Annotated in this window: 20 protein-coding genes and 2 tRNA genes; 19 read left to right on the forward strand and 3 right to left on the reverse strand. The window is 65.1% G+C overall.

Going from position 1 to position 20405, the window contains the following annotated elements:
• Positions 1 to 11: 11 nt before the first annotated feature.
• Positions 12 to 491 carry an aminoacyl-tRNA deacylase gene (locus ACY48M_RS03370; protein WP_462818824.1) on the reverse strand — a complete coding sequence of 160 codons (480 nt, stop codon included), beginning with the start codon at positions 489 to 491 and terminating at the stop codon, positions 12 to 14.
• Positions 492 to 529: 38 nt separating this feature from the next.
• Here ACY48M_RS03370 and dusB point away from each other — a divergent pair, with 38 nt between their 5' ends.
• The 9 genes from dusB (at position 530) to ACY48M_RS03415 (ending at position 9039) form a co-directional block, all read left to right on the forward strand.
• Positions 530 to 1711: a tRNA dihydrouridine synthase DusB gene (dusB, locus tag ACY48M_RS03375; RefSeq protein ID WP_462819249.1), complete on the forward strand. Its 1182-nt coding sequence runs from the start codon at positions 530 to 532 to the stop codon at positions 1709 to 1711.
• Positions 1701 to 2972, forward strand: a complete 1272-nt coding sequence (locus tag ACY48M_RS03380; RefSeq protein WP_462818825.1) for a deoxyguanosinetriphosphate triphosphohydrolase — start codon at positions 1701 to 1703, stop codon at positions 2970 to 2972. Before dusB ends, ACY48M_RS03380 begins: the two co-directional genes overlap by 11 nt.
• Before the next feature lie 26 nt (positions 2973 to 2998).
• Complete coding sequence (dnaG, locus tag ACY48M_RS03385) at positions 2999 to 4921, forward strand: DNA primase (protein ID WP_462818826.1); 1923 nt, start codon at positions 2999 to 3001, stop codon at positions 4919 to 4921.
• A gap of 36 nt (positions 4922 to 4957) precedes the next feature.
• Positions 4958 to 5797: an ATP-binding cassette domain-containing protein gene (locus ACY48M_RS03390; protein WP_462818827.1), complete on the forward strand. Its 840-nt coding sequence runs from the start codon at positions 4958 to 4960 to the stop codon at positions 5795 to 5797.
• Positions 5781 to 6908 (forward strand): lactonase family protein, encoded by a 1128-nt coding sequence (locus ACY48M_RS03395; protein WP_462818828.1) that lies wholly within the window; start codon positions 5781 to 5783, stop codon positions 6906 to 6908. The genes ACY48M_RS03390 and ACY48M_RS03395 overlap by 17 nt, the downstream gene beginning before the upstream one ends.
• Before the next feature lie 17 nt (positions 6909 to 6925).
• Positions 6926 to 7001 (forward strand) — tRNA-Asn (locus ACY48M_RS03400).
• 124 nt (positions 7002 to 7125) lie between these two features.
• Positions 7126 to 8043: a sensor histidine kinase gene (locus ACY48M_RS03405; RefSeq protein WP_462818829.1), complete on the forward strand. Its 918-nt coding sequence runs from the start codon at positions 7126 to 7128 to the stop codon at positions 8041 to 8043.
• A 1-nt stretch (position 8044) separates the two neighbouring features.
• The gene (locus tag ACY48M_RS03410) at positions 8045 to 8731 is read left to right on the forward strand and encodes an AzlC family ABC transporter permease (protein ID WP_462818830.1); all 687 of its coding nucleotides are present in this window, start codon (positions 8045 to 8047) and stop codon (positions 8729 to 8731) included.
• Complete coding sequence (locus ACY48M_RS03415; RefSeq protein WP_462818831.1) at positions 8728 to 9039, forward strand: AzlD domain-containing protein; 312 nt, start codon at positions 8728 to 8730, stop codon at positions 9037 to 9039. The genes ACY48M_RS03410 and ACY48M_RS03415 overlap by 4 nt, the downstream gene beginning before the upstream one ends.
• Before the next feature lie 22 nt (positions 9040 to 9061).
• On the opposite strand, the gene def is transcribed toward ACY48M_RS03415, so the two are convergent.
• Positions 9062 to 9628, reverse strand: a complete 567-nt coding sequence (gene def / locus ACY48M_RS03420) for a peptide deformylase (RefSeq protein WP_462818832.1) — start codon at positions 9626 to 9628, stop codon at positions 9062 to 9064.
• Positions 9629 to 9668: 40 nt separating this feature from the next.
• On the opposite strand from def, the gene ACY48M_RS03425 reads away from it, so the two are divergent.
• From ACY48M_RS03425 to ACY48M_RS03435, 3 genes are all read left to right on the forward strand, one after another.
• Positions 9669 to 10619, forward strand: a complete 951-nt coding sequence (locus ACY48M_RS03425; RefSeq protein WP_462818833.1) for a DMT family transporter — start codon at positions 9669 to 9671, stop codon at positions 10617 to 10619.
• A 101-nt stretch (positions 10620 to 10720) separates the two neighbouring features.
• Positions 10721 to 11968: a glycosyltransferase gene (locus ACY48M_RS03430; RefSeq protein ID WP_462818834.1), complete on the forward strand. Its 1248-nt coding sequence runs from the start codon at positions 10721 to 10723 to the stop codon at positions 11966 to 11968.
• Between the two features lie 16 nt (positions 11969 to 11984).
• Positions 11985 to 12058 (forward strand) — tRNA-Ile (locus tag ACY48M_RS03435).
• Positions 12059 to 12128: 70 nt separating this feature from the next.
• Here the strand turns inward: ACY48M_RS03435 and ACY48M_RS03440 are convergent.
• A complete protein-coding gene (locus ACY48M_RS03440) occupies positions 12129 to 12782 on the reverse strand; it encodes a class I SAM-dependent methyltransferase (RefSeq protein WP_462818835.1) in 654 nt (217 codons plus the stop codon).
• 240 nt (positions 12783 to 13022) lie between these two features.
• Between ACY48M_RS03440 and ACY48M_RS03445 the strand changes: the two genes are divergently transcribed.
• The 7 genes from ACY48M_RS03445 (at position 13023) to ACY48M_RS03475 (ending at position 20387) form a co-directional block, all read left to right on the forward strand.
• Positions 13023 to 13841: an SGNH/GDSL hydrolase family protein gene (locus ACY48M_RS03445; protein ID WP_462818836.1), complete on the forward strand. Its 819-nt coding sequence runs from the start codon at positions 13023 to 13025 to the stop codon at positions 13839 to 13841.
• A 43-nt stretch (positions 13842 to 13884) separates the two neighbouring features.
• Entirely contained in the window at positions 13885 to 15219 is a 1335-nt protein-coding gene (locus ACY48M_RS03450) for an NAD(P)/FAD-dependent oxidoreductase (protein WP_462818837.1), read from the forward strand.
• Positions 15220 to 15416: 197 nt separating this feature from the next.
• Complete coding sequence (locus ACY48M_RS03455) at positions 15417 to 16628, forward strand: MFS transporter (protein ID WP_462818838.1); 1212 nt, start codon at positions 15417 to 15419, stop codon at positions 16626 to 16628.
• Between the two features lie 200 nt (positions 16629 to 16828).
• Entirely contained in the window at positions 16829 to 17032 is a 204-nt protein-coding gene (locus ACY48M_RS03460) for a cold-shock protein (RefSeq protein WP_462818839.1), read from the forward strand.
• A gap of 102 nt (positions 17033 to 17134) precedes the next feature.
• The gene (locus ACY48M_RS03465) at positions 17135 to 17953 is read left to right on the forward strand and encodes a DUF1684 domain-containing protein (RefSeq protein ID WP_462818840.1); all 819 of its coding nucleotides are present in this window, start codon (positions 17135 to 17137) and stop codon (positions 17951 to 17953) included.
• A 100-nt stretch (positions 17954 to 18053) separates the two neighbouring features.
• A complete protein-coding gene (locus ACY48M_RS03470; RefSeq protein ID WP_462818841.1) occupies positions 18054 to 19715 on the forward strand; it encodes a bifunctional 3'-5' exonuclease/DNA polymerase in 1662 nt (553 codons plus the stop codon).
• A gap of 168 nt (positions 19716 to 19883) precedes the next feature.
• Complete coding sequence (locus ACY48M_RS03475) at positions 19884 to 20387, forward strand: DUF3145 domain-containing protein (RefSeq protein WP_462818842.1); 504 nt, start codon at positions 19884 to 19886, stop codon at positions 20385 to 20387.
• Positions 20388 to 20405: the final 18 nt, after the last annotated feature.

Raw genomic sequence — 20405 nt, forward strand, 5'->3', positions numbered from 1 at the left:
TGGCCGAATGCTCACGCGATCGGCTCCGTGATGTCGGCGACGGTCGCGCCGAGGGCTTCGCAGAGCGCATCGGCGTCGACGAAGAAGGTCGTGTCGTGTTCGCCGGCGCCGAGTGAGACGCGGGTGCCGAGCATCCGTTCGTCGGCGTAGACGGGCCACGCAGTCGTACTGCCGAGTGGCGTGATGGTGCCGCGCTCGTAGCCGGTCGCCTCGAACGCCGTCTCGGCGTCAGGCAGGGAGAGCTTGTTGACACCGACGACGCCCCGGAGCTTGGGCCACGAGATCTGCCGGTCGCCCGGCACGAGCGCGAAGGCGAAGGTGCCGTCCTTGCGTTTCACCACGAGGCTCTTCACGACCTCCGATGGTGTGACGCCGAGGGCTGCGGCGGCCTCGGCGAGACTCGTCGCGGGCCCGCGCTCGACGAGATCGATGTCGAGGCCGAGTTCGCGTGCCGCTGCGGCGACCCGCTCCCTTCCTGTGAGTACTGTCATGCGCGCTGCTCGCTTTCTGGGAGAATTGCGGGGTGACTGTGATCGACGCTACCGCGCCCAGCTCGGCCCCCGCGCCGCTGGCCGGGCGTGCGCCGCTCCGCATCGGGCCGCACGAGCTCGATGTCCCGGTCGTGCTCGCGCCGATGGCGGGCATCACGAATACGGCGTTCCGCCGACTGTGCCGTGAGTTCGGCGCCGGTCTCTACGTGAGCGAGATGATCACGAGTCGTGCCCTGGTCGAGCGCACGCCCGCGAGCATGCGCCTCATCCAGCATCACGAGTCTGAGACGCTCCGCAGCATCCAGCTCTACGGGGTCGACCCCAAGACGGTGAGCGATGCTGTGACGATGCTGGTGTCCGAAGACCGGGCCGACCACATCGACCTCAATTTCGGATGCCCCGTGCCGAAGGTCACGCGCAAGGGCGGCGGTTCCGCGCTGCCGTGGAAGACGAGGTTGTTCCGCGAAATCGTCGAGGGCGCGGTGAAGGCGGCCGGTGATGTTCCGCTCACGATCAAGATGCGCAAGGGCATCGACGCCGACCACCTCACCTATCTCGAGGCCGGTCGCATTGCGGAGGGCGCCGGGGTTTCGGCGATCGCGCTGCACGCCCGCACGGCCTCGGAGTTCTACAGCGGCGAGGCCGACTGGTCGGCCATCACGAAGCTCAAAGAGACGGTGACGAGCGTTCCCATTCTCGGCAACGGCGATATCTGGTCGGGGGCCGACGCGGTGCGCATGGTCGAGCAGACCGGATGCGACGGGGTCGTCGTCGGCCGCGGCTGCCTTGGCCGTCCGTGGCTTTTCGGAGACCTGGTCGCTGCCTTCGCTGGGGCGACCGATGTTGCCCAGCCGGCGCTCGGCGTCGTCGCAGAGACGGTGCGCCGCCACACGGTGCTGCTCACCGAGTTTTTTGGCAGCGAGGAGTGGGCCTGCCGCGACATCCGCAAGCACATGGCCTGGTATTTCAAGGGCTACCCGGTCGGTGGTGACCTCCGGCGCCAGTTTGCGACCGTCGAGAGCCTCGCGATGCTCGATGACTTGCTCGCCGAGCTCGACTGGGACGAGCCCTACCCTGGCGTCGGGGCGGAGGGCCCGCGCGGTCGTGCCGGCAGCCCGAAGCGCACGACGCTGCCGCAGGGGTGGCTCGATAGTCATGATCTCGACGAGTCGCAGTCGTCTGAGCTCGCGGGGGCAGAACTGGATTCCAGTGGCGGTTGACGCAGAGCTCGCCGCGCAGGGCTATGGCGAGCACGACACGGCACGCTTCTTGCCCGAGGAGCACTACAGCCGGCGGAGTGATTTTGCCCGCGACCGCGCACGGCTCCTGCATTCGAGTGCCTTGCGCCGCCTCGCCGCGAAGACGCAGGTGTTGAGCCCGACGCAGGGGGCCGATTTCGCCCGCAACCGGCTGACGCACTCCCTTGAGGTGGCCCAGGTGGGCCGCGAGCTCGCGACGAGCCTTGGGCTCAATCCGGATGTTGTCGACACCGCTTGCCTCGCGCACGACCTCGGGCATCCGCCGTTCGGTCACAACGGTGAGCGCGCCCTCAACGCGTGGGCGGCCGAGGTCGGCGGCTTCGAGGGCAACGCCCAGACCCTCCGTTTGCTCACACGGCTCGAGCCGAAGGTGTTCGGTGATGACGAGCGCGCCTACGGGCTCAATCTCACGCGCGCGAGCCTCGACGCGAGCTGCAAATACCCGTGGCCAGATACGAGATCGGTCGCCGACCCGAGCGGGCGTGCCAAGTTCGGTTTCTACAAAGACGATGTCGCGGCGTTCGAGTGGCTGCGGCAGGGGGCGCCAGATGGGCGACTCTGCATCGAGGCGCAGGTCATGGACCTCTCAGACGACATCGCGTATTCGGTGCACGACTTCGAGGATGCGATCTTCAGCGACTACATCGATGTGCGCGCGCTTGGCGCTCGGGTCGACCATGACGAGCTGGTCGATTCGATGTTCGAGTGGATCGGCGGCGAGATAAGCCACGATGAACTCATCGCCGCGTTTGACCGTCTCGACAGTCTCGACGTCTGGATCGACACGTGGGACGGCAGCCGGCTCTCCCAGAGCAGGCTGAAAAATCTCACGAGTCAGCTCATCGGCCGCTTCGCTGGCGGCGCTGTGCAGGCCACTCGTGAGGCATTCGATTCCGGCAACCTCAGTCGTTTCGGTGCCGACGTCATCGTGCCGCGTGACATCCAGGCTGAGATCGCGGTGCTCAAGGGCATCGTCGCCGCATTCGTCATGTCCAAGAACACGCGTCAGCCGATCTACGCGCAGCAGCGCGAGATTCTCACGAGCATCGCCGACGTGCTGGTGGAGACCGGCGCAACGCACCTCGACCCAGGATTCGCGGCCGACTGGGATGCTGCGGCCGATGATGGCGCCCGGCGCCGGGTCATTGTCGACCAGGTTGCGAGCCTCACCGACCAGTCGGCGATGAGTTGGCACGACCGGCTCGTTGTCGGCAGCGTCTGACGAAGCAGCCTCAGTAGAATCATCGAATGGCCGGACTCATTCGACGCAGCGACATCGATGAGGTGCGGGCCAGGGTCAACATCGCTGACATCGTCGGTGACTTCGTGACCCTGAAGGGCGCTGGTGTTGGCTCGCTCAAGGGTCTGTGTCCGTTTCATGATGAGCGCAGTCCGAGCTTCCACGTGCGTCCACAGGTGGGCCGCTACCACTGTTTCGGCTGCGGTGAGGATGGCGACGTGTTCACGTTCCTACAGCGCATGGATCACGTCTCGTTCTCCGAAGCCGTCGAGCTCATGGCGCAGCGCATCGGGTTCGAGCTGCACTATGAAGACGGCGGGGCGGCGTCGCGCGACTTCGGCAACAGAGCGAGGCTTATCGCCGCGAATACGGCGGCAGCAGATTTTTTCACCGCTCAGCTCGTGACGCCCGAGGCAGATCCCGCGAGACGCTTTCTCGGTGAGCGCGGATTCGATGCCGCGGCGGCCGCACGCTTCGGGGTCGGCTTTGCCCCCAAGAGCTTTGACGCCCTCGGCTCGCACCTCAAACGGCTGGGCTTCACCGAGGCTGAGCTCGTGACATCCGGCCTGGTGAGCAAGAACGAGCGGGGCAGCACCTACGACCGCTTTCGTGGTCGGCTCGTGTGGCCGATCCGCGATGTGACCGGCCAGACCCTGGGGTTCGGTGCGCGGCGCCTACTCGACGACGACCAGGGCCCCAAATATCTCAACACCCCCGAGACCCCGATCTATCACAAGTCGCAGGTGCTCTACGGGCTCGACCTTGCGAAGCGCGACATTTCGCGCGGCAAGCAGGTGGTCGTGGTGGAGGGCTATACGGATGTCATGGCCTGCCATCTTGCTGGTGTCACGACGGCCGTCGCAACGTGTGGCACTGCGTTTGGCGTCGACCACATCAAGGTGGTGCGCCGCGTGCTCGGCGACTTCGACAATGTCGACTCGACGGGGCTCGGCGAGGTTGTCTTCACCTTCGACCCGGATGAGGCCGGCCAGAAGGCGGCGAGTCGCGCCTTCGCCGAAGAGCAGCGTTTTGCGGCGCAGACCTATGTCGCGGTGGCGCCGGAGGGGCTCGACCCCTGTGATTTGAGACTTGCCCGCGGCGATGACGCTGTGCGCGCCCTCATCGCGACCAAGAAGCCCATGTTCGAGTTCATGGTGCGGCGTCGCCTTGCCGAGCATGATCTCGATACGGTCGAGGGCCGGGTCGCCGCGCTCCGCGCCGCAGCGCCCATCGTCGGCGGCATCCGCGATCGTGCGTTGAGCGTCGGCTATGTGCGCAATCTCGCGGGGTGGCTCGGCATGGATCCGGCCGAGGTGGGCCGGGCGGTGAGCGCCGCGCAGCGCCAGACGGGGGAGTCGCGCGCGACAACACCCCGCGATTCGCGCCGTCCGGGTGACGAGTCGGGTGAGCCTGCTGCACCGCAGGCCGATGCTGGGCCGTCGATCACGCAACTCCCATCAGATCCGACGACGCGACTCGAGCGCGATGCCGTCATGGCGGTGCTGCAGGCGCCCGTCGAGGTGGGCCGTGAACTCGCGACCCGAGTGAGTCAGGCGGCGTTCGCAAACCCCTCGCTCGCGGTCGTGCGCGACGGTATCGCCGGGGCCCTCGCGCCGGCGGACGATGGAACCGATGCGTTCGCCTCGGCCGCGTGGCTCGACCGCGTGCTCGATGAGGTCCCGGCGCCGTTCCGTCGCCTCGTGACAGAACTCGCGATGGCACCGCTCCCCGAGCAGTCGGGGCGCGATCTCCGTCTCTACTCGGTCGGCATCGCGACGTCGGTCATTGATCGGGATCTTCTTCGGCAGAAGGCCGAACTGCTGGGCAGGCTCCAACGGGCGGATGCGACGGCTGAGCCAGAACGCTACGGCCAGCTTCAGCGCGCGCTCGTGAGCGTGGAGCAGGAGCGTCGCGCACTGCGAGAGGACTAGTCTCGAAGTTCAGCACCAGACGAGGGGAGTGGGCGCGTGAAGCGGCAGACGGATGATGTGGTGGTCGCCGCCCGCGATCTCTCGGTGCACTACCGCTCCCGCGATGCGCTCTCCTATCACTTGGCGGTCGACGGTGTGAGCTTCGACATCCTTCCCGGCGATGTGCTCGGCGTGGTGGGTGAGTCGGGCTCGGGCAAGTCGACGCTCGCGCTGACGGTCGCCGGGCTTGCCGACCGTCAGACACTCGAGGAGGGCTCGCCCGAGATCTGCGGCGGGCAACTTCGGGTCTACGGCACTGACATGCGCAATCTCACGCGGCGCAAGCGCGACAGGCTCACGCTCGTCACCGGCTATCTGGCCCAGGATGCAGCGGTGCGGCTCAATCCGCAGCTGACGGTGGGCGAGAATGTGGCCGAGCCAATCTTCCAGCGTGAGCGTCGCTTCAATCAGCGGGAGGCGGCGGAGGCGGTGGCGACGCTCGTCGACTCGGTGCGCCTGCCCCTCAGCATGCTTGAGCGCTATCCGTTTGAGCTGAGCAGCGGCCAGCGGCAGCGCGTGGCGCTTGCGAGGGCGCTCGTGCTCGAGCCGACGTTCCTCGTGGTCGATGAGCCGACGCGCGGCGTCGATGCCACGGTGCGCGATGGTGTTGTCGGGGTGTTGCGCGAGTTGCAGCAGCAGCGCCGCTTTGCCGCCATGGTGGTGAGCAGCGATCTTGAGGTGGTGACGGCGCTCACGGAGCGTGTCGCGGTGCTCGATCGCGGTGTGCTGATCGGCATTGGCGAGCTCGATTCGATGCTGATGGCACCGCAGCATCCGTATCTTCGATCGCTCGCCACTGTGCGAGCCGAGCTGAGGAATCATGACCGGGCTCGCTGAGCAGGCTTCTGCCGCTGATGCTGCACCCGTGCTGCTGTGGTGCGGCGGCTATTCGGCTGCCATGGGCGGCACCGCGAATGGCATCGGCCTACTGCGGTGGGATGGTGAGGCGCTCACCTTCACCGGGACGGTGGTGCCGACTCCGTCGCCCTCATTTCTCACCAGGGATGGCGAGGTGCTTGCCGCGGTCGATGAGGGCACGGGGCGCGTCCGCACCTTCGCGATCGGCGAGGCGGGCTCTCTCACTCCGCTCGGGTCGGTCGACGGGGTCGAGACGGGTGCCAACCCGTGTCATGTCGCCGCGGTCGGTGTGGGTGAGGCGAGCGTGTTTATTGCCGCCAACTATGCCGACGGCACGCTCGACATGTTCGACCGCGACGACGACGGTGCCGTTCGTGCGCGGATCGATTCGTTTGCGGGGGAGGGTTCTGGCCCCCGACCGCAGCAGGATGGGCCGCACGCGCACAGCACCCTCGCGATTGCTGCAGAGGCCGAGGGTGGCGCCGCGTCGCCGCTCCGTGCAGTGCTCAGCGCCGACCTCGGCGCTGATGTCGTGCATGTCCACGCTGTGTCGTCGTCTGGCACCGAGCGACGCTCCTCGAGGGCACTTCCGGCCGGTATCGGACCCCGAGATCTCGTGTCGCTCGACGGGCGCATCATTCTCCTCGGCGAGTTCGGCAACGCGGTCGTCGAGCTAGCGCTCACCCCGCCGACGTCGGATGGCGTGCTCAACGTCGTCAAATCCGGGAGGGTTGTGAGCGACCCGGTCGACGCAGACAAGGCCGCTGGTCTCACTGCGAGCGCAGACGGCCGCGTTCTCTACGTCGGCCTGCGTGGCTCGAACCGCGTCGGGGTGATCGATGCGTCGACGCTTGAACCGCTCGCGTCTGTCGGCTGCGGCGGCGATTGGCCGCGGCACCTCGCCGTCGTGGGTGATCTGCTCTTCGTCGCGAACCAGCGCTCAAGCACGGTCGCGGTGTTTTCGCTCGACGCCGCCACCGGCATCCCCTCCCTCCTCGCCGATACCCACGTGCCGACACCGACCGCGCTGCTCCCGGTGCCGACGGCGCGCGGAGGCGATTTGGTGCCACGCGATTCCTTGATAAAGTAGGCAAGCTGTTTCAGCAATCCTCGATAGCTCAATTGGCAGAGCAGCCGGCTGTTAACCGGCAGGTTCTTGGTTCGAGTCCAAGTCGGGGAGCCACAGTGCAGACACCATCGTGTCGGGCGCTCGGGCGACGCTAAGATGATCCACCCGCGGTCATCAGTGTTCGCCTGTGCGCCCGGTCCGTTGTTGTCTGCCCGTCAATCATCGTTGGGGGTACCGCATGCAGTCGTGGCTCGCCTGGCTCGCTGACAGCTCGGTTGTCCCCAATTTCGCCGTTGCCGCTGCTGCCCTGCTGGCGCTCGCGTTCGTCATCATTGTGGTGCTCTGGCTTGTGGCGTCGTCCTCACGTCGTCGCCTGCGAGCCGAACTCGCTGCGGCAGATGCCGATGTGCTTGACCTCGAGCAATCTCTGGCGGAGCAGGGCGCGCGGCTTCGCATGGTCGGCGAGCTGCATGAGGTCGCGATCCATTCCGTTTCAGACATCGTGCGGCAGGCCGACGGCGCTCGCTATAAGGCCGAGTCCGAGCCAGCAGCAGCGGCCCGTGCCGCTGTGTCGATCGGTGACTCCGCACGCTCCACGCTCGCCGAACTCCGGCGGGTGATGGCGATCGTGCGGCACGGCGAAGCGGATGCTACGGCACAGCCGGGCATCAAGACCGCCCGCGAACTGTTCCGTGTCATGCGTGAGGCAGGGCTCGACATCCGTTTCGAAGAGACCGGCAGCCGGTTCGAGCTCACACACGGCGCCGAGGTTGCCGTGTTCCGCATCCTCCAGGAGGCGCTCTCCAACGCGCTGAAGTATGGGGGCGACGGCACCGAGGTGCGGGTGTCGTTCCGCTGGTCTGACGATGGTCTCACGGTGCTCGTCGACGACGACGGTGTGCGGTCGACCACTCGTCGCGCGGGCAGCGACCCGAATCGCGTCGCGCGTGACGGCGGGTACACGATCGACGATGATGCCGCCGCCCTCACCGGCACGCCGATCGGTCCTGGTATCACCGAGATGCGGGAGCGCACAGCGCTGTTCGGCGGGGTGTTCAACGCCTACGCGGTTCCCGGCGTCGGGTTCTCCGTGTCTGCCGCATTCCCTCAGCTCCGTCATGCCAAGGGAGTCTCCGGCGCGACCTCAGGCAGCTGAGATGGCGGCGCAACCGGCACCCCGGCAGGAATCCGTCACCCGCATCGCGGTGGGTGTCGCGCTTGCGGTCTCTGCCTACGGAGTCTCCTTCGGCGCACTCGCGGTCGCGGCGGGCCTCGACGTCTGGCAAGCCTGCGTGTTGAGCCTCGTCATGTTCTCTGGCGGATCGCAGTTCGCCCTGGTCGGGGTCATCGCGACGGGTGGCGCAGCTGCCGGTCCGGCGGCGATCGCCGGCGCCACGCTCCTCGCAACTCGGAACGCCATCTACGGGATGCGGATGAGCACCATTATCGGCGCTGGGTCGGTGCGCCGTCTTGCTGCAGCACATTTCACGATCGATGAGAGCACCGCGGTCGCGACGGCGCAGACGGAGCTCGCAGATCAGCGACGAGGCTTCTGGCTCACCGGCATTCTCATCTTTGTGGGCTGGAATATTGCGACGCTCGCGGGCGCGCTGCTCGGCAATCTCATGGGCGACGTGAGCCGCTACGGTCTCGATGCTGCGGCCGCTGCGGCGTTTCTTGCGCTCCTGTGGCCGCGGCTCCGCGAGCGGCAAGCCATCATCGTCGCCGTCGCAGCGGCCGTGGTCGCGACCGTGCTCACACCCTGGCTGCCGGCGGGGCTCCCTGTCATCGCGGCGGCGCTCGTCGCTGTCATCGTCGGCCTTCGAAACTGGTGGGGCCGATGAGCGTCTGGGGGATCATCATCGTCGCGTCGCTCGCCGGGCTCGCGCTCAAAATCTCGGGTTATCTCGTGCCCGCCGAGTTCATGGAGCGGGAGCGGCCGGCTCGCGTTGCTGGCCTCCTCACGGTCGCGCTGCTCGCCGCGCTCGTCGCCACCCAGGGTCTCGCGAGCGGCCAGGCCATCGAACTCGACGCGCGCGTCCCGGCGCTGCTCGTCGCCGGGGTGTTGCTCTGGCTGCGGGTGCCCTTCATCGTTGTGGTCATCGCTGCCGCCGCGACCGCAGCGCTGCTGCGCGCCGTGACGGGAATCTGACCACGGCCCGACGGCGTGCGATTCAGGCGTCGAGGTCGTCGACCCCGGGCATCCAGGTGAGCCCTGGCTCGCCCCATCCAGCGCGCTTCACCGCTTTTGTCGCGCTCTTCGCATTCGCATGGTCAAGACGGTCGACATAGAGCACACCGTCGAGATGGTCATACTCGTGTTGGAAGATGCGAGCGAGCCAGCCCTCGGCCGTGATCTCGTACGGTGTGCCGTCGACATCGTGTGCGCGAAGGATCACGCGGTGTGCCCGACGAAGCGGGTAGCGCTCACCCGGCACCGAAAGGCAGCCCTCTGCCTCGGCCATGTCATGGAGGGTTGCGGTCGAGAGCGGGCTCTGCCAAAGCTCGGGATTGATTGCCACGCCGCGATGCTCGATGTCGTCATCGTCGATCCAGGCGAAGACAAAGACGCGCAGTCCAACGCCGACCTGAGGGCCGGCGAGTCCGACGCCGGGGGCGGCCTCCATCGTGTCGAACATGTCATCAACAAGTGTTGCGAGATCGTCGGTGAACTCGGTGACCGGCGCCGCCGGCGAGTGAAGTACGGGGTCGCCGGTGATGACGATTGGGAGCACGGCCATTCGCCAAGAATATCGGGGGAACAGCAGGTAGGGTCATTCCGTGCTGCCAGACCTGACTCCGCTCGCCGTGGAAACCCTCACGCCGCTGCAGATCCTTGGCATCCCGGTCGCGCTAATCGGTGCAGTGTTCCTTGCCCTGGGTGCCCAGCTTCAGCACCGTGGCGTCGGCAAGGTTGAGGCGCGAGCAACAGCGCAACGCGCGGCCACGATCGAGAACCTTCAACCGCTGGCCAAAACGGCGGGGCTCAGCCTTCACCAGATCGCGCTGCTCGCCGCCAGACCGTCCTGGCTCATCGGCACGGGGATGCTCGGGCTCGCGGTGCTTCTGCAACTCACGAGTCTCTATCTTGCGCCGCTGACGCTGGTGCAGCCGCTCGGGGCCCTGGCTCTCGTCGTTACGGCGATCGTGAACGCGCGAGTGTCGAAAGTGAAGCTCGATACTGTGAGCATCCGCGCTATTGGATTCTGTGTCGTCGGTGTTGCACTCTTCGTGGGTGTTGCCTCGTTCACGACGCGGTCCCATCCGGTCAGCGACGGCCAAGTGCTCGTGATCCTTGTGTTGCTCGGTGGTGTCACCATCACGTTCGCGTTGCTCTTCGCGTTCTACCGCGCACGATTCAAGGCGATCATGTATATCTTCGGTGCGGGTGTCCTCTACGGCTTTGTCGCGACGCTGGCAAAAGTCGTTCTCGACCGCTTCAAGGTCGGCGACTTCGAACTGCTCACCTTTGCGTGCATCGCGGCGCTCCTCGTCGCGACCGTTGTCGGCGGGTACTTCGTGCAGAACGCGTACTCGTCCGGACCGCCAGACCTCGTGATTGCGGGCCTCACGGTTGTCGACCCCATCGTGGCCGTATCGATCGGCATCGTCGTGCTCGGTGAGGCCGGTGGGGCGCACTGGAGCGCCTTCACCGTCTTCATCATCGCCGGAGCGCTCGCGGTGCGTGGCGTCTTCATGCTCGCGCGGCATCATCCACAGTCGCGCGTGTGACGCCGCCATCGAGCACCTCTGCGGTAGGTTGGTTCGAGCTTCCAGCCTGACCCCCGGTCCGCACCCTGCCACCGGCACTCATCGCAAAGGGATTCACCCGCGTGCAAGAACACACCGCTGCATCCGACGCAACCTCGCCGTCGTCAGCCGCGCCGCTCCGCGTTCTGATCGGCTGCGATACGTTTCCGCCGAATGTCAATGGGGCGGCAAACTTTGCTTCGCGCCTCGCCGCAGGCCTCACTCAGCGCGGCCACGAGGTGGTGGTGCAGGCACCGGCCTTCAACCGCAAGCACGGACGCTTTGTCGAACACCATGAGGGTGCCGAGTTCACGGTGCACCGCATCTATTCGTGGCGCTGGTATCCGCACGATTGGCTGCGCTTCGTGTTGCCGTGGCGGTCACAAGCCCATGCCGCGCGCATTCTCGACGAGGTCAAGCCAGATGTGGTGCACATCCAATCGCACATCGTGGTCGGCCGCGGCCTTGCACGCCAGGCGGCGAAGCGCGGAATCCGCATCATCGGCACGAACCACTTCATGCCCGAGAACATGATCGAGCACACGCTACTGCCGAAGTTTCTGCAGGCGCCAGTCATTCGGCGAGCCTGGGTGGATGCCTCCAAGACATTTGCTCTGTGCGAGGCGGTGACCACCCCAACCAAGAAAGCAGCGGCCTTCTTGGAGTCGGAGGCGAATGTGCAGGGGGTGCACGCCATCTCGTGCGGGATCGACGAGAGCCTCTACACGCCGAGCTTTGATGAACCCAAAGAACACCGCATCGTCTTCGTCGGGCGGGTCACGGGAGAGAAGCACATCGATGTGCTGCTTCGCGCGGTCGCGCGTCTCGACCCTTCGCTCGACGTCAAACTCGACATTGTCGGCGGGGGAGACCAGCTCTCGCAGCTCAAGCAGCTTGCTGCGTCGCTCGGCATCCGCTCCAATGTCACCTTCACCGGGTATGTGAGCGATGAGGAGCTTCGCTCGATCCTCACGTCGGCGTCGCTCTTCGCTATGCCGTCGATTGCAGAACTGCAAAGCATCGCGACGATGGAGGCGATGGCATCCGGACTGCCCATTGTGGCCGCCGACGCAATGGCGTTGCCACACCTTGTGCACGATGGGCAGAACGGCTTTCTCTTCACCCCCGGCGACGTCGATGACCTCACCGACAAGCTCACGACCATGCTCACGATGCCGTGGGAGCAGACGCTGCAGTTCAAGCGTGAGAGCCTCAGGATGATCGAACCGCACGACATCGAGCGCACGCTCCGCATCTTCGAGAGCCTGTATCGTGGAGAAGCGGTCACCGACCCGGCGACCGATATCACGCTCGACGGGCCGGCGACCTAGCCAGTCGCAGCGGCACGGGGCGGTAGCTCAGCTGGTTAGAGCAGCGGACTCATAATCCGTCGGTCACGGGTTCAAGTCCCGTCCGCCCTACTTCAAGCAGACACATTATCAACCTTGTGATTGTGCCCTATGAGTTTCGCCGGCTCGTCCTACGCGGGAGCTAGCTATTCATTCTGCTCACGCGAATCTTTTCAAGTTCGAAAAGTATGTGAGGGCAGTCATCAAGCCGATTGAAGCGAAATCTGTGACTTCGTTCAATCTTCATGTCGCACTGGACTTCTAAGAATGGCGCCCATGACTGCAATGAGAAGTAGTTGTACGGCAGGCTGATCCCGTATGGAGCGTTCCCGATGTAGTCGGATCGTCTCAGTCGCCGACGCTCACTCTCCGTCTCCCAGTAGTGGTCCTTGACAATGACCGAGCGCCGAGACACACGTGCTGCCTCGTGCAGGACTGTCTCCGGATTGTCAGTGTGGTGGAGCACGTCGATGAGGAGCACGCAGTCGAACGAGTCATCCTCGAAGGGAAGGCGGTCACCGAGGTACTGCAGAGTGGGGATGTGCACAACGGGTTGGACGTGGACGTCGCACCCCGTGAACGAAACATCGAGGCCTTGTTCTCGGAGTCGCGCACGGATTGATGCCGCAAGCGCCCCATCAGACGAACCAAGGTCGAGCACGGTGCGTGCGGCTGTCAGCCGAGGCGCTAGCAAGTCCACTAGGAAGCGCTGTCGAACGGGGAAGAATATCCGTTCATTCATCCAACGCAACACGCCTCCGATGATTCGCCCTCGCCCGCCGACTGGAAGAGTCATCGGTGCGCAGTTACGCCGCTAGGTCGGCACGAATTCGAACCGACGACGGTTGCGTGATCTGCCAAATGGCCGATGAAAGGCAGTCTGGAATATTGAAGTTGGATGACGCGACGCTTCATGTAGCTCCATTCTGTGACACGTGGCAATGTACTGCACGAGCAACTCTACCGTTGTGTGAGGGTCGGGGCACTGTGCCACCGTGAAGAACTCTACCCTCACGTAAGGGTAGAGTTGGAGCTAATGGATACAAGGAATACCGCGAATTCGCAACCGAGCCACCGTTGGAGACGCTATGTGGCACTTGGTGACTCGTTCACTGAAGGTATTGGCGACCCCGAACCACGCAGCCTGGGAGGGAATCGAGGCTGGGCTGACCGGGTAGCAGAGGTGCTCGGCGATGGCCAGCCGGGTCTCTCCTATGCGAATTTCGCGGTTCGAGGCAAGATCTTGCGTCAGATCAGTGACGAGCAGGTCGCGCCGGTGCTGGATCTGTGCCCGGATCTGATCACAATCTCTGCTGGAGGCAATGACGTCATTCGCCCGAGAGCTGATCCGGATGATATTGCCGCCCGGTGTGATGACGTCGTTGGCCGCTTGTCCAGGGATGGCGCCACCGTCGTGCTCTTCACGGGGCCCGATCTCGGTTTTTCCCCGGTGTTTCGGGGTCTGAGAGGAAGGATTGCCATCTACAACGAAAACTTGCATTCCGTTGCAGCTCGGCACGGGTGTCTCGTGGCCGATCTCTGGTCGCTAACAGAGATTCAGGATGCCAGAATGTGGGCCCCAGACCGGCTGCATCTGAACTCCGTGGGCCACCATGCGGTGGCACTCAGTGTGCTGAGCGTTCTCGGCGTAGAACACACTCTGCAGCCCTCGCAGATTGAGCCATTGAAGGCATCCTCATGGCGAAGCGCGCGATCGAGCGACGTTGCCTGGGCTCGCACCTATCTCATGCCATGGGTTCTACGCCGTGCTCGACGCCAGTCCTCAGGTGACCGCGTATTGGCGAAGCGTCCCGAGGCCGCTTTTCTAGGCAGGCCGGGAGGTAATCAACAATGACGACGCCACATCTCTACCGGACACAGTTGGAAGGACCACATCCATGACAACGCGAATAGTCATTCTCGGAGGCGGAGCCGCTGGGCTCACCACCGCCCTTGAATTGCAGAAGAAGAAGCACATCGCCCGCGGAGCGAGTATCACTCTGATTGACGAATCTCCTTACTACACCTACCAGCCGTTCCTTCCCGAAGTTGCCGGCGGCCATATACGTGCCCGCGACGTGACGGTGCCGCTGCAGAAGACACTCCGGCATTCGACCGTTGTCCAGGCATCCGTCAGCGGCTTGGACAGCGCGGGCAAGAGAGTTTCGGTCGTGACGCCCGACGGCGAACTCAGGGAGCTTCCGTACGACCACCTTGTTGTCGCGCTCGGAGCCGTCACTCGCACCTTTCCTACGCCTGGACTCGCTGAAAATGGGGTGGGGTTCAAGACAGTTGGAGAAGCACAATATGTCCGCGATCGCGTGCTTGGAAACATCGCCCGCGCGGCCAGCGTCCAGGACCCGGCGGAGCGATCGAGGCTGCTCACCACAGTGTTCGTCGGCGGCGGTTACACCGGGGTCGAAGCGGTGGCGGAACTCGCAGACGCCGCGAGGACCGCGACCCACAGCTACCGCGGAATTGCCCCTGAAGAACTGCATTTCGTTTTAGTGGAGGCGCTCGACCGTATCGCGCCTGAAGTCGGGCCTGAACTTTCGCAGTGGACTCTCGGTCAGCTTCGTGCCCGCGGCATCGACATTCGTTTGAAGACGACGATGCCATCCTGCGTCGATGGCAACGTCGTGCTCAGTGACGGAGAAACCATACCGGCCTCTGCAATCGTCTGGACAGCGGGGGTGAAGCCAAACCCCGTGCTGGCCGACCTTGGATTGCCACTCGGACCCAAAGGCCACGTCATTGTCAATGCCGCCCTTCAGGTCGAGACCAGCGAGGGGATGAAGCTCGATGGCGTTTGGGCCTTGGGTGATGGTGCACAGGTGCCCGATCTCATGTCTGCTTCACAGCCGGCCTACTATCCGCCGAACGCTCAAAACGCCGTTCGTCAAGCCCTGACTGTGTCCGCCAACATACTCGCCGATGTAGCAGGGCGACGAGTCGTGGAGTACCGGCACAAATCGCTTGGAACGCTCGCCAGCTTCGGCATCGGAAAGGGAGCGGGAATCATGAAGGGGATTAAGGTCAGAAACGCGCCAGCCTGGTTCGCTCACCGCGCTTATCACCTCTACGCAATGCCAACCATGAATCGAAGGCTCCGCATACTGGCAGGATGGGCAACCGACCTGATTGCCGGCAGAGACGCGACACCAGTAAATGGCGATACCAACCCGCGCGCGAGCTTTCTCCAGGTCACGTCTGTGGTCACCGCAAAGAAATAGGTCCGCGAGGCGTCAGCCTGGCTGGGGGGCGACAATCCGCCCTTGCTGCCGGCGCCCTTCTCGGGACCGCTGCTCGGATAGGTGACCTCTTGACCTCCCGGGAGGGCGGGTTGGTATAGGGGACTTGGGATTTCATAAATCTCCCACCTCGATTTCAGGCGCTGCGGCACCCGCCGCTTCGCAGCTAGCCTTGCTGGGTGCCCCGCGTCCCGTTCTTCAGCAGATTCAGGTCCGGGCAGGGCGAGCGGCTCGATCGTGACGTGCTCGTCCTCGGGGTGATCGCATTCTTTGTGATGCTCGGCTTCGGCGTCGTAATCCCGGTGCTCCCGGTGTTCGTGCGCACCTTCGAGGTTGGTTTCCTCGAGGTCGGGGCGGTGGTGTCGGCGTTCGCGCTGATGCGCCTTATCGCAACACCCTTTGTCGGTCGGCTCGTCGATTTCGGCGGTGAACGCACGATCCTTGCGATAGGGATTGGCATTGTGGCCGTCTCGAGCGGACTCGTTGGCGTCGCGCACAACTACCCGGAGGTGCTTCTGCTCCGCGGCGCCGGTGGCATCGGTTCGGCCATGTTCTCGGTCTCGGCAATGACCCTTCTCTTGGGCAATACGCCGCCATGCCAACGGGGGCGGGCCATGGGGTTCTACCAGGGCGGCTTTCTCATCGGCGGCATGGCAGGTCCCGGCATCGGCGGTCTCCTCGCGGTGGTCTCACTCCGTGCGCCGTTCTTCTTCTACGCGGCGACTCTTCTCGTCGCAGGTCTCATCGGCCTGCTCTTGCTGCGCCGACCGGATGCCACGGGGCGGGCGCCCGCGCTCGACCGCATCCCGCTGCGTGCGGTTGCCCGCGATCGGGGTTTCATCACGGCGTGCCTCGCCAATTTTGCCCAGGGCTGGGGCTCGATGGGGGTGCGGAGTGCGCTCATCCCGGTGCTCATCGTCGAGCTTCTCGGCGAGACCGCGGTGTGGACGGGGGTGGCGTTCGCGATTGCGGCCGTCGCCCAAACACTTGCGCTCGCTCCGGCCGGTCGATTTGTCGATCGCGTCGGTCGGCGGCCCGCGATCATCGGCGCCTTCAGCGTTGCGGCGGTGCTGCTGCTCGCGATCCCTCACGTGCGTGATCTCGCGGTGCTCATTGTGCTGTTGTGCCTCTATGGCGTGGCGGCGGCGTTCATGGGCACGGCGCCGGCCGCCGCGGTCGGCGACGCTGCCGGGCCAAAGAACGCGCGCCCGATCGCCGTGTTCTCGGCGTTCTCCGATGCCGGCGCTATCGTCGGCCCCCTTGCGGCTGGCGCGCTCCTCGACACGTTCTCCTATCCGGTCGCATTCGCTTCTGCCGCCGTGCTCATGGCGGCGACGGCGATTGTCGCGATTTGGATGCCACGACGTCACAGTCAGGTGTCAGTGCGGTGAATACCATGCAAATAGGGGGCGGTACCTGTCTTTTCGGCAAACCGTGCACTAGTGTCGGTAACGCAGTTGCAGTACCTCGCAGATCTTGATTGGTTGCCGCCCTCGGGTGGCAAGTTTCTTTCGGGAGCGGACGAAGTTCACCGCGACGAGTGATTCCGGAGGTCGGAGTCACGCGAAGAGCTCCTGAAGGAGAAGATAAAATGGCAACAGGAACCGTTAAGTGGTTTAACGCTGAAAAGGGATTTGGCTTCATCGCCCCCGAAGACGGCAGCCCCGATGTGTTCGCACACTACTCGGCGATCTCGACGAGCGGCTACCGCTCGCTCGACGAGAACCAGAAGGTCGAATTCGATCTCGCGCAGGGCCCCAAGGGTCCTCAGGCAGAGAACATTCGCCCCATCTAGTTGACCTGTTCCGTCTGGCCGTCACCGGCCTGCGGAACACGTGAGACTTCGGTCGGCCCTCACCTCACGGTGGGGGCCGACCTTTTTCGTAGGATGGGAAGCATGGATACCGCCACCACGCCCGAATCGCGCCTCGCCACCTTCCGCCGCCGTCGCGACGAATCGGTCGTGCAGCCGCAGGGCAGCCTCGCGCTCACCACAACGCAGCTGATCGACTCCGAGCAGTCGGTGTGGGGCATTCCCGGCACGTGGGCGCCGCTGCCGTCAGGCGAGTCAGGGGTCCTCCTCACGGCGACCGCCGACGATGGCATCGTGGTGGATGGCGTCATCGTCGATGGCTCGGTCACGGTCGCCGGCCGGGATTCGGGTGCGCCATCCGAGATCCGTTTCAGCGACACGGTTGTCGGCTTCATCATCGCCGTCGATGGCGGTTATGCGCTCAGGGTGTGGGATGCAAACGCCGAGGCCGTGCAGCAGTTCGAGACGATCGATGCCTTCCCCTACAACCCCGAGTGGGTCATCTCGGCGCAGTTCGTAGAGATTGAGGGTGGCACCACGCTGGGCTTCGAGCACCTGAAAGACGAGGGCGAGGCTCGTGAGATGGTGATCCCAGGGGAGATCACGTTCGAGAAGGATGGTGTGGAGTACAACCTCGCGGCCTTCAAGTCGGGCCGTGCGCTCCAGCTCGTGTTCGCCGATGCGACGAACGGCGACTCCACCTACAGTGTTGGCCGATTCCTCTTTGTCGCGCCGAACCCCGATGGCACGATCACTCTCGACTTCAACCTCGCGGTGCTGCCTCCGTGCGCGTTTTCTTACGCATTCAACTGCCCGATGCCGCCGAAGCAGAATCGCTTTGCGGTGCCGATCGAGGCGGGCGAGAAGAACGTGCTCGCCAAGGGTGGCGTGCTCCTCCACTGACGCGGCGGCCCCGTTCCGCCGGTTGAGTAGGCCCGCTAGGGCCGTATCGAAACCCACCCCGCCTACCCCAACGTCGTAGGCTCCCGCCAGACTGGACACCGTGCACATTGTTGTCGACTCAGCTCCGTCAGGGGTGAGCTTGTCGACGCTCGATGATGACGGCCACGTGCTCGACACCTCCGCCGTGCCGCGGGTCGAGTTCGCCGCTGAGGTGGCTCGACGCGAGCGTGGCCGGCCGCGCTGGGTATGGGACGACACGAATCACTGGTACCCACCGCTGCTGCGTGAGGGTGTTCGGGTTGAGCGGTGCGTCGATCTCCGGCTGTGCCGCGCCATCCTTCGGGCGTCGCCGCACAGTGAGGGGTCTCGCGTGGCGAACCTTCCCATCGACTCGTGGGATGACCCCCCGATTGACGATGTGCCGATACCGACAGCATCAGCACTCTTCGATCTCGAGGCCACACGGCAGACCGATGCCCGCGATCCGCTCGCTGAGTTCATCCTGCAGCGCGAAGCCTCGCGCGTGTCGGCCCTCGCCATGCTGCTCGCGGCAGAATCTGCCGGCGCTCTGGTTGCCGCCGAGATCAAACATGCGGGGCTTCCGTGGCGGGCCTCGATCCACGATGCCCTGCTGACGCGGATGCTCGGGCCGCGGCCCGGTCGGCAGGGAGACCGCCCGGCACGCATGGAGGTGCTCGCGCGTGACATCCGCTTGGCGCTTGATGCGCCGGATCTCAATCCTGATTCTGCCGCGACCGTGCTGAAGGCGCTCCGCCGGGCTGGCCTCATGGTGGAGTCGACGAGCAAGTGGGAGTTGCAGCGCATCGAGCATCCGGCAATCGCGCCTCTCCTCGAGTACAAGTCGCTCGCGAGGTTGTTCAGCGCCAACGGATGGCACTGGCTCGAGTCGAATGTGCGCGACGGGCGGTTCCACCCCGACTACGTGCCCGGCGGCGTCGTGACGGGTCGTTGGGCGAGCCGTGGTGGTGGCGGAGCCTTGCAACTGCCGAAGCAGGTGCGCGGCGCCGTGGTTGCCGACGAGGGATGGAAGCTGGTGGTGGCGGATGCTGCGCAGCTCGAGCCTCGCATTCTCGCTGGCTTGGCGCGCGATCGCGGCATGGTCGAGGCTGGCGCTGCCGGCGATCTCTATGCCGGCATTGTCGCGAGCGGTGCCGTCGCGACGCGCGAGCAGGCGAAGCTCGCGATGCTCGGGGCGATGTACGGGGCGACGACGGGGGAGAGTGGCCGGCTCATGCCGGCGCTCGCGCGTGCGTATCCGCAGGCGATTGCCCTCGTCGAGGCCGCGGCCCGCGCCGGTGAACGCGGTGAGCGGGTGGCGACTTTGCTCGGCCGGGGTTCGCCGTTCCCCGGCGAGGAGTGGCGCGAGGTGCAGTCATCCGCATCGAGTGAGGGTGCCCCTGCCGGGGCTGCTGACCGGGCTCGCGGAGCAGCCAGGTCGTGGGGCAGATTCACGCGCAACTTCGTCGTGCAGGGCACGGCGGCGGAGTGGGCGCTGTGCTGGATGGCGACCCTGCGGCAACGCCTTCACCTGCTCGGAGCCGGGGCTCTCACGGCATCACCCCACCTGGCCTTCTTTCTTCACGACGAGGTTGTCGTGCACACCCCGGCGGAGCACGCGGATGCCGTGGCCGACGCGATCCGCGAGTCCGCCAAAGAGGCGGGCAGGTTGTTGTTTAGCCAGCTCCCCGTGCACTTTCCCCTCACGATTGAAGTGGTCGACAGCTATGCCGACGCGAAATGATCGTCCGTCGGCACATTCACAGGCGACACGGAATGACACGCTTGTCATTCCGGCTCGCGATCAGGCATAATTCGAGGTGGCGGCAACGCCACAATCGAATAGTTCGTTGTTCAGCACTCTCGTTCCAGTGGTCGATGGGGAAGTCGTACCAAGTGGAATGGAGAGATCGTGGCTGTAGCAACTGCACGCGGGGTGCTTTTTGTGCACTCCGCTCCTCGCGCGCTTGCCCCGCACATTGAGTGGGCCGCAGGTCGTGCTCTCGACCGCGCCGTGAACTTCGACTGGGCCGATCAGACGGTGCTCAAGGGCTCCCTCCGCACCGAGTTCTACTGGGAGGGTGAGCAGGGCACCGGCGCTGCACTCGCCTCTGCGCTGCGCGGGTGGGAGCACCTGCGCTACGAGGTCACGGAGGACCCCACGCCGGGGAGTGACGGCGGGCGGTGGCTTCACACCCCCGACCTCGGCATTTTCTTCGCTCAAACCGATACTGCTGGCAACGTTGTCGTGCCGGAGGACCGCATCCGCTACGCGATGGAGGTTGCCGGCTCCGACGCTTTCGAGCTGCACCGCGAACTTCGGCTTGCGCTCGGGCAGGCCTGGGACGACGAGCTCGAGGCGTTCCGTCACGCAAGTGACGAACATCAGGTCGCTTGGCTGCACAAGGTCGGCTAGGCCGAAGGCTGTCCAGAG

It is taken from the genome of Homoserinimonas flava (assembly GCF_054969005.1).

What these genes read in the sequence shown, in the direction of transcription:
- ACY48M_RS03370 (WP_462818824.1), bottom strand. Translation starts at nt 491, where the DNA reads ATGACAGTACTCACAGGAAGGGAGCGGGTCGCCGCAGCGGCACGCGAA.
- dnaG (WP_462818826.1), top strand. Translation starts at nt 2,999, where the DNA reads ATGGCCGGACTCATTCGACGCAGCGACATCGATGAGGTGCGGGCCAGG.
- ACY48M_RS03395 (WP_462818828.1), top strand. Translation starts at nt 5,781, where the DNA reads ATGACCGGGCTCGCTGAGCAGGCTTCTGCCGCTGATGCTGCACCCGTG.
- ACY48M_RS03405 (WP_462818829.1), top strand. Translation starts at nt 7,126, where the DNA reads ATGCAGTCGTGGCTCGCCTGGCTCGCTGACAGCTCGGTTGTCCCCAAT.
- ACY48M_RS03410 (WP_462818830.1), top strand. Translation starts at nt 8,045, where the DNA reads ATGGCGGCGCAACCGGCACCCCGGCAGGAATCCGTCACCCGCATCGCG.
- ACY48M_RS03415 (WP_462818831.1), top strand. Translation starts at nt 8,728, where the DNA reads ATGAGCGTCTGGGGGATCATCATCGTCGCGTCGCTCGCCGGGCTCGCG.
- def (WP_462818832.1), bottom strand. Translation starts at nt 9,628, where the DNA reads ATGGCCGTGCTCCCAATCGTCATCACCGGCGACCCCGTACTTCACTCG.
- ACY48M_RS03440 (WP_462818835.1), bottom strand. Translation starts at nt 12,782, where the DNA reads ATGACTCTTCCAGTCGGCGGGCGAGGGCGAATCATCGGAGGCGTGTTG.
- ACY48M_RS03445 (WP_462818836.1), top strand. Translation starts at nt 13,023, where the DNA reads ATGGATACAAGGAATACCGCGAATTCGCAACCGAGCCACCGTTGGAGA.
- ACY48M_RS03450 (WP_462818837.1), top strand. Translation starts at nt 13,885, where the DNA reads ATGACAACGCGAATAGTCATTCTCGGAGGCGGAGCCGCTGGGCTCACC.
- ACY48M_RS03460 (WP_462818839.1), top strand. Translation starts at nt 16,829, where the DNA reads ATGGCAACAGGAACCGTTAAGTGGTTTAACGCTGAAAAGGGATTTGGC.
- ACY48M_RS03465 (WP_462818840.1), top strand. Translation starts at nt 17,135, where the DNA reads ATGGATACCGCCACCACGCCCGAATCGCGCCTCGCCACCTTCCGCCGC.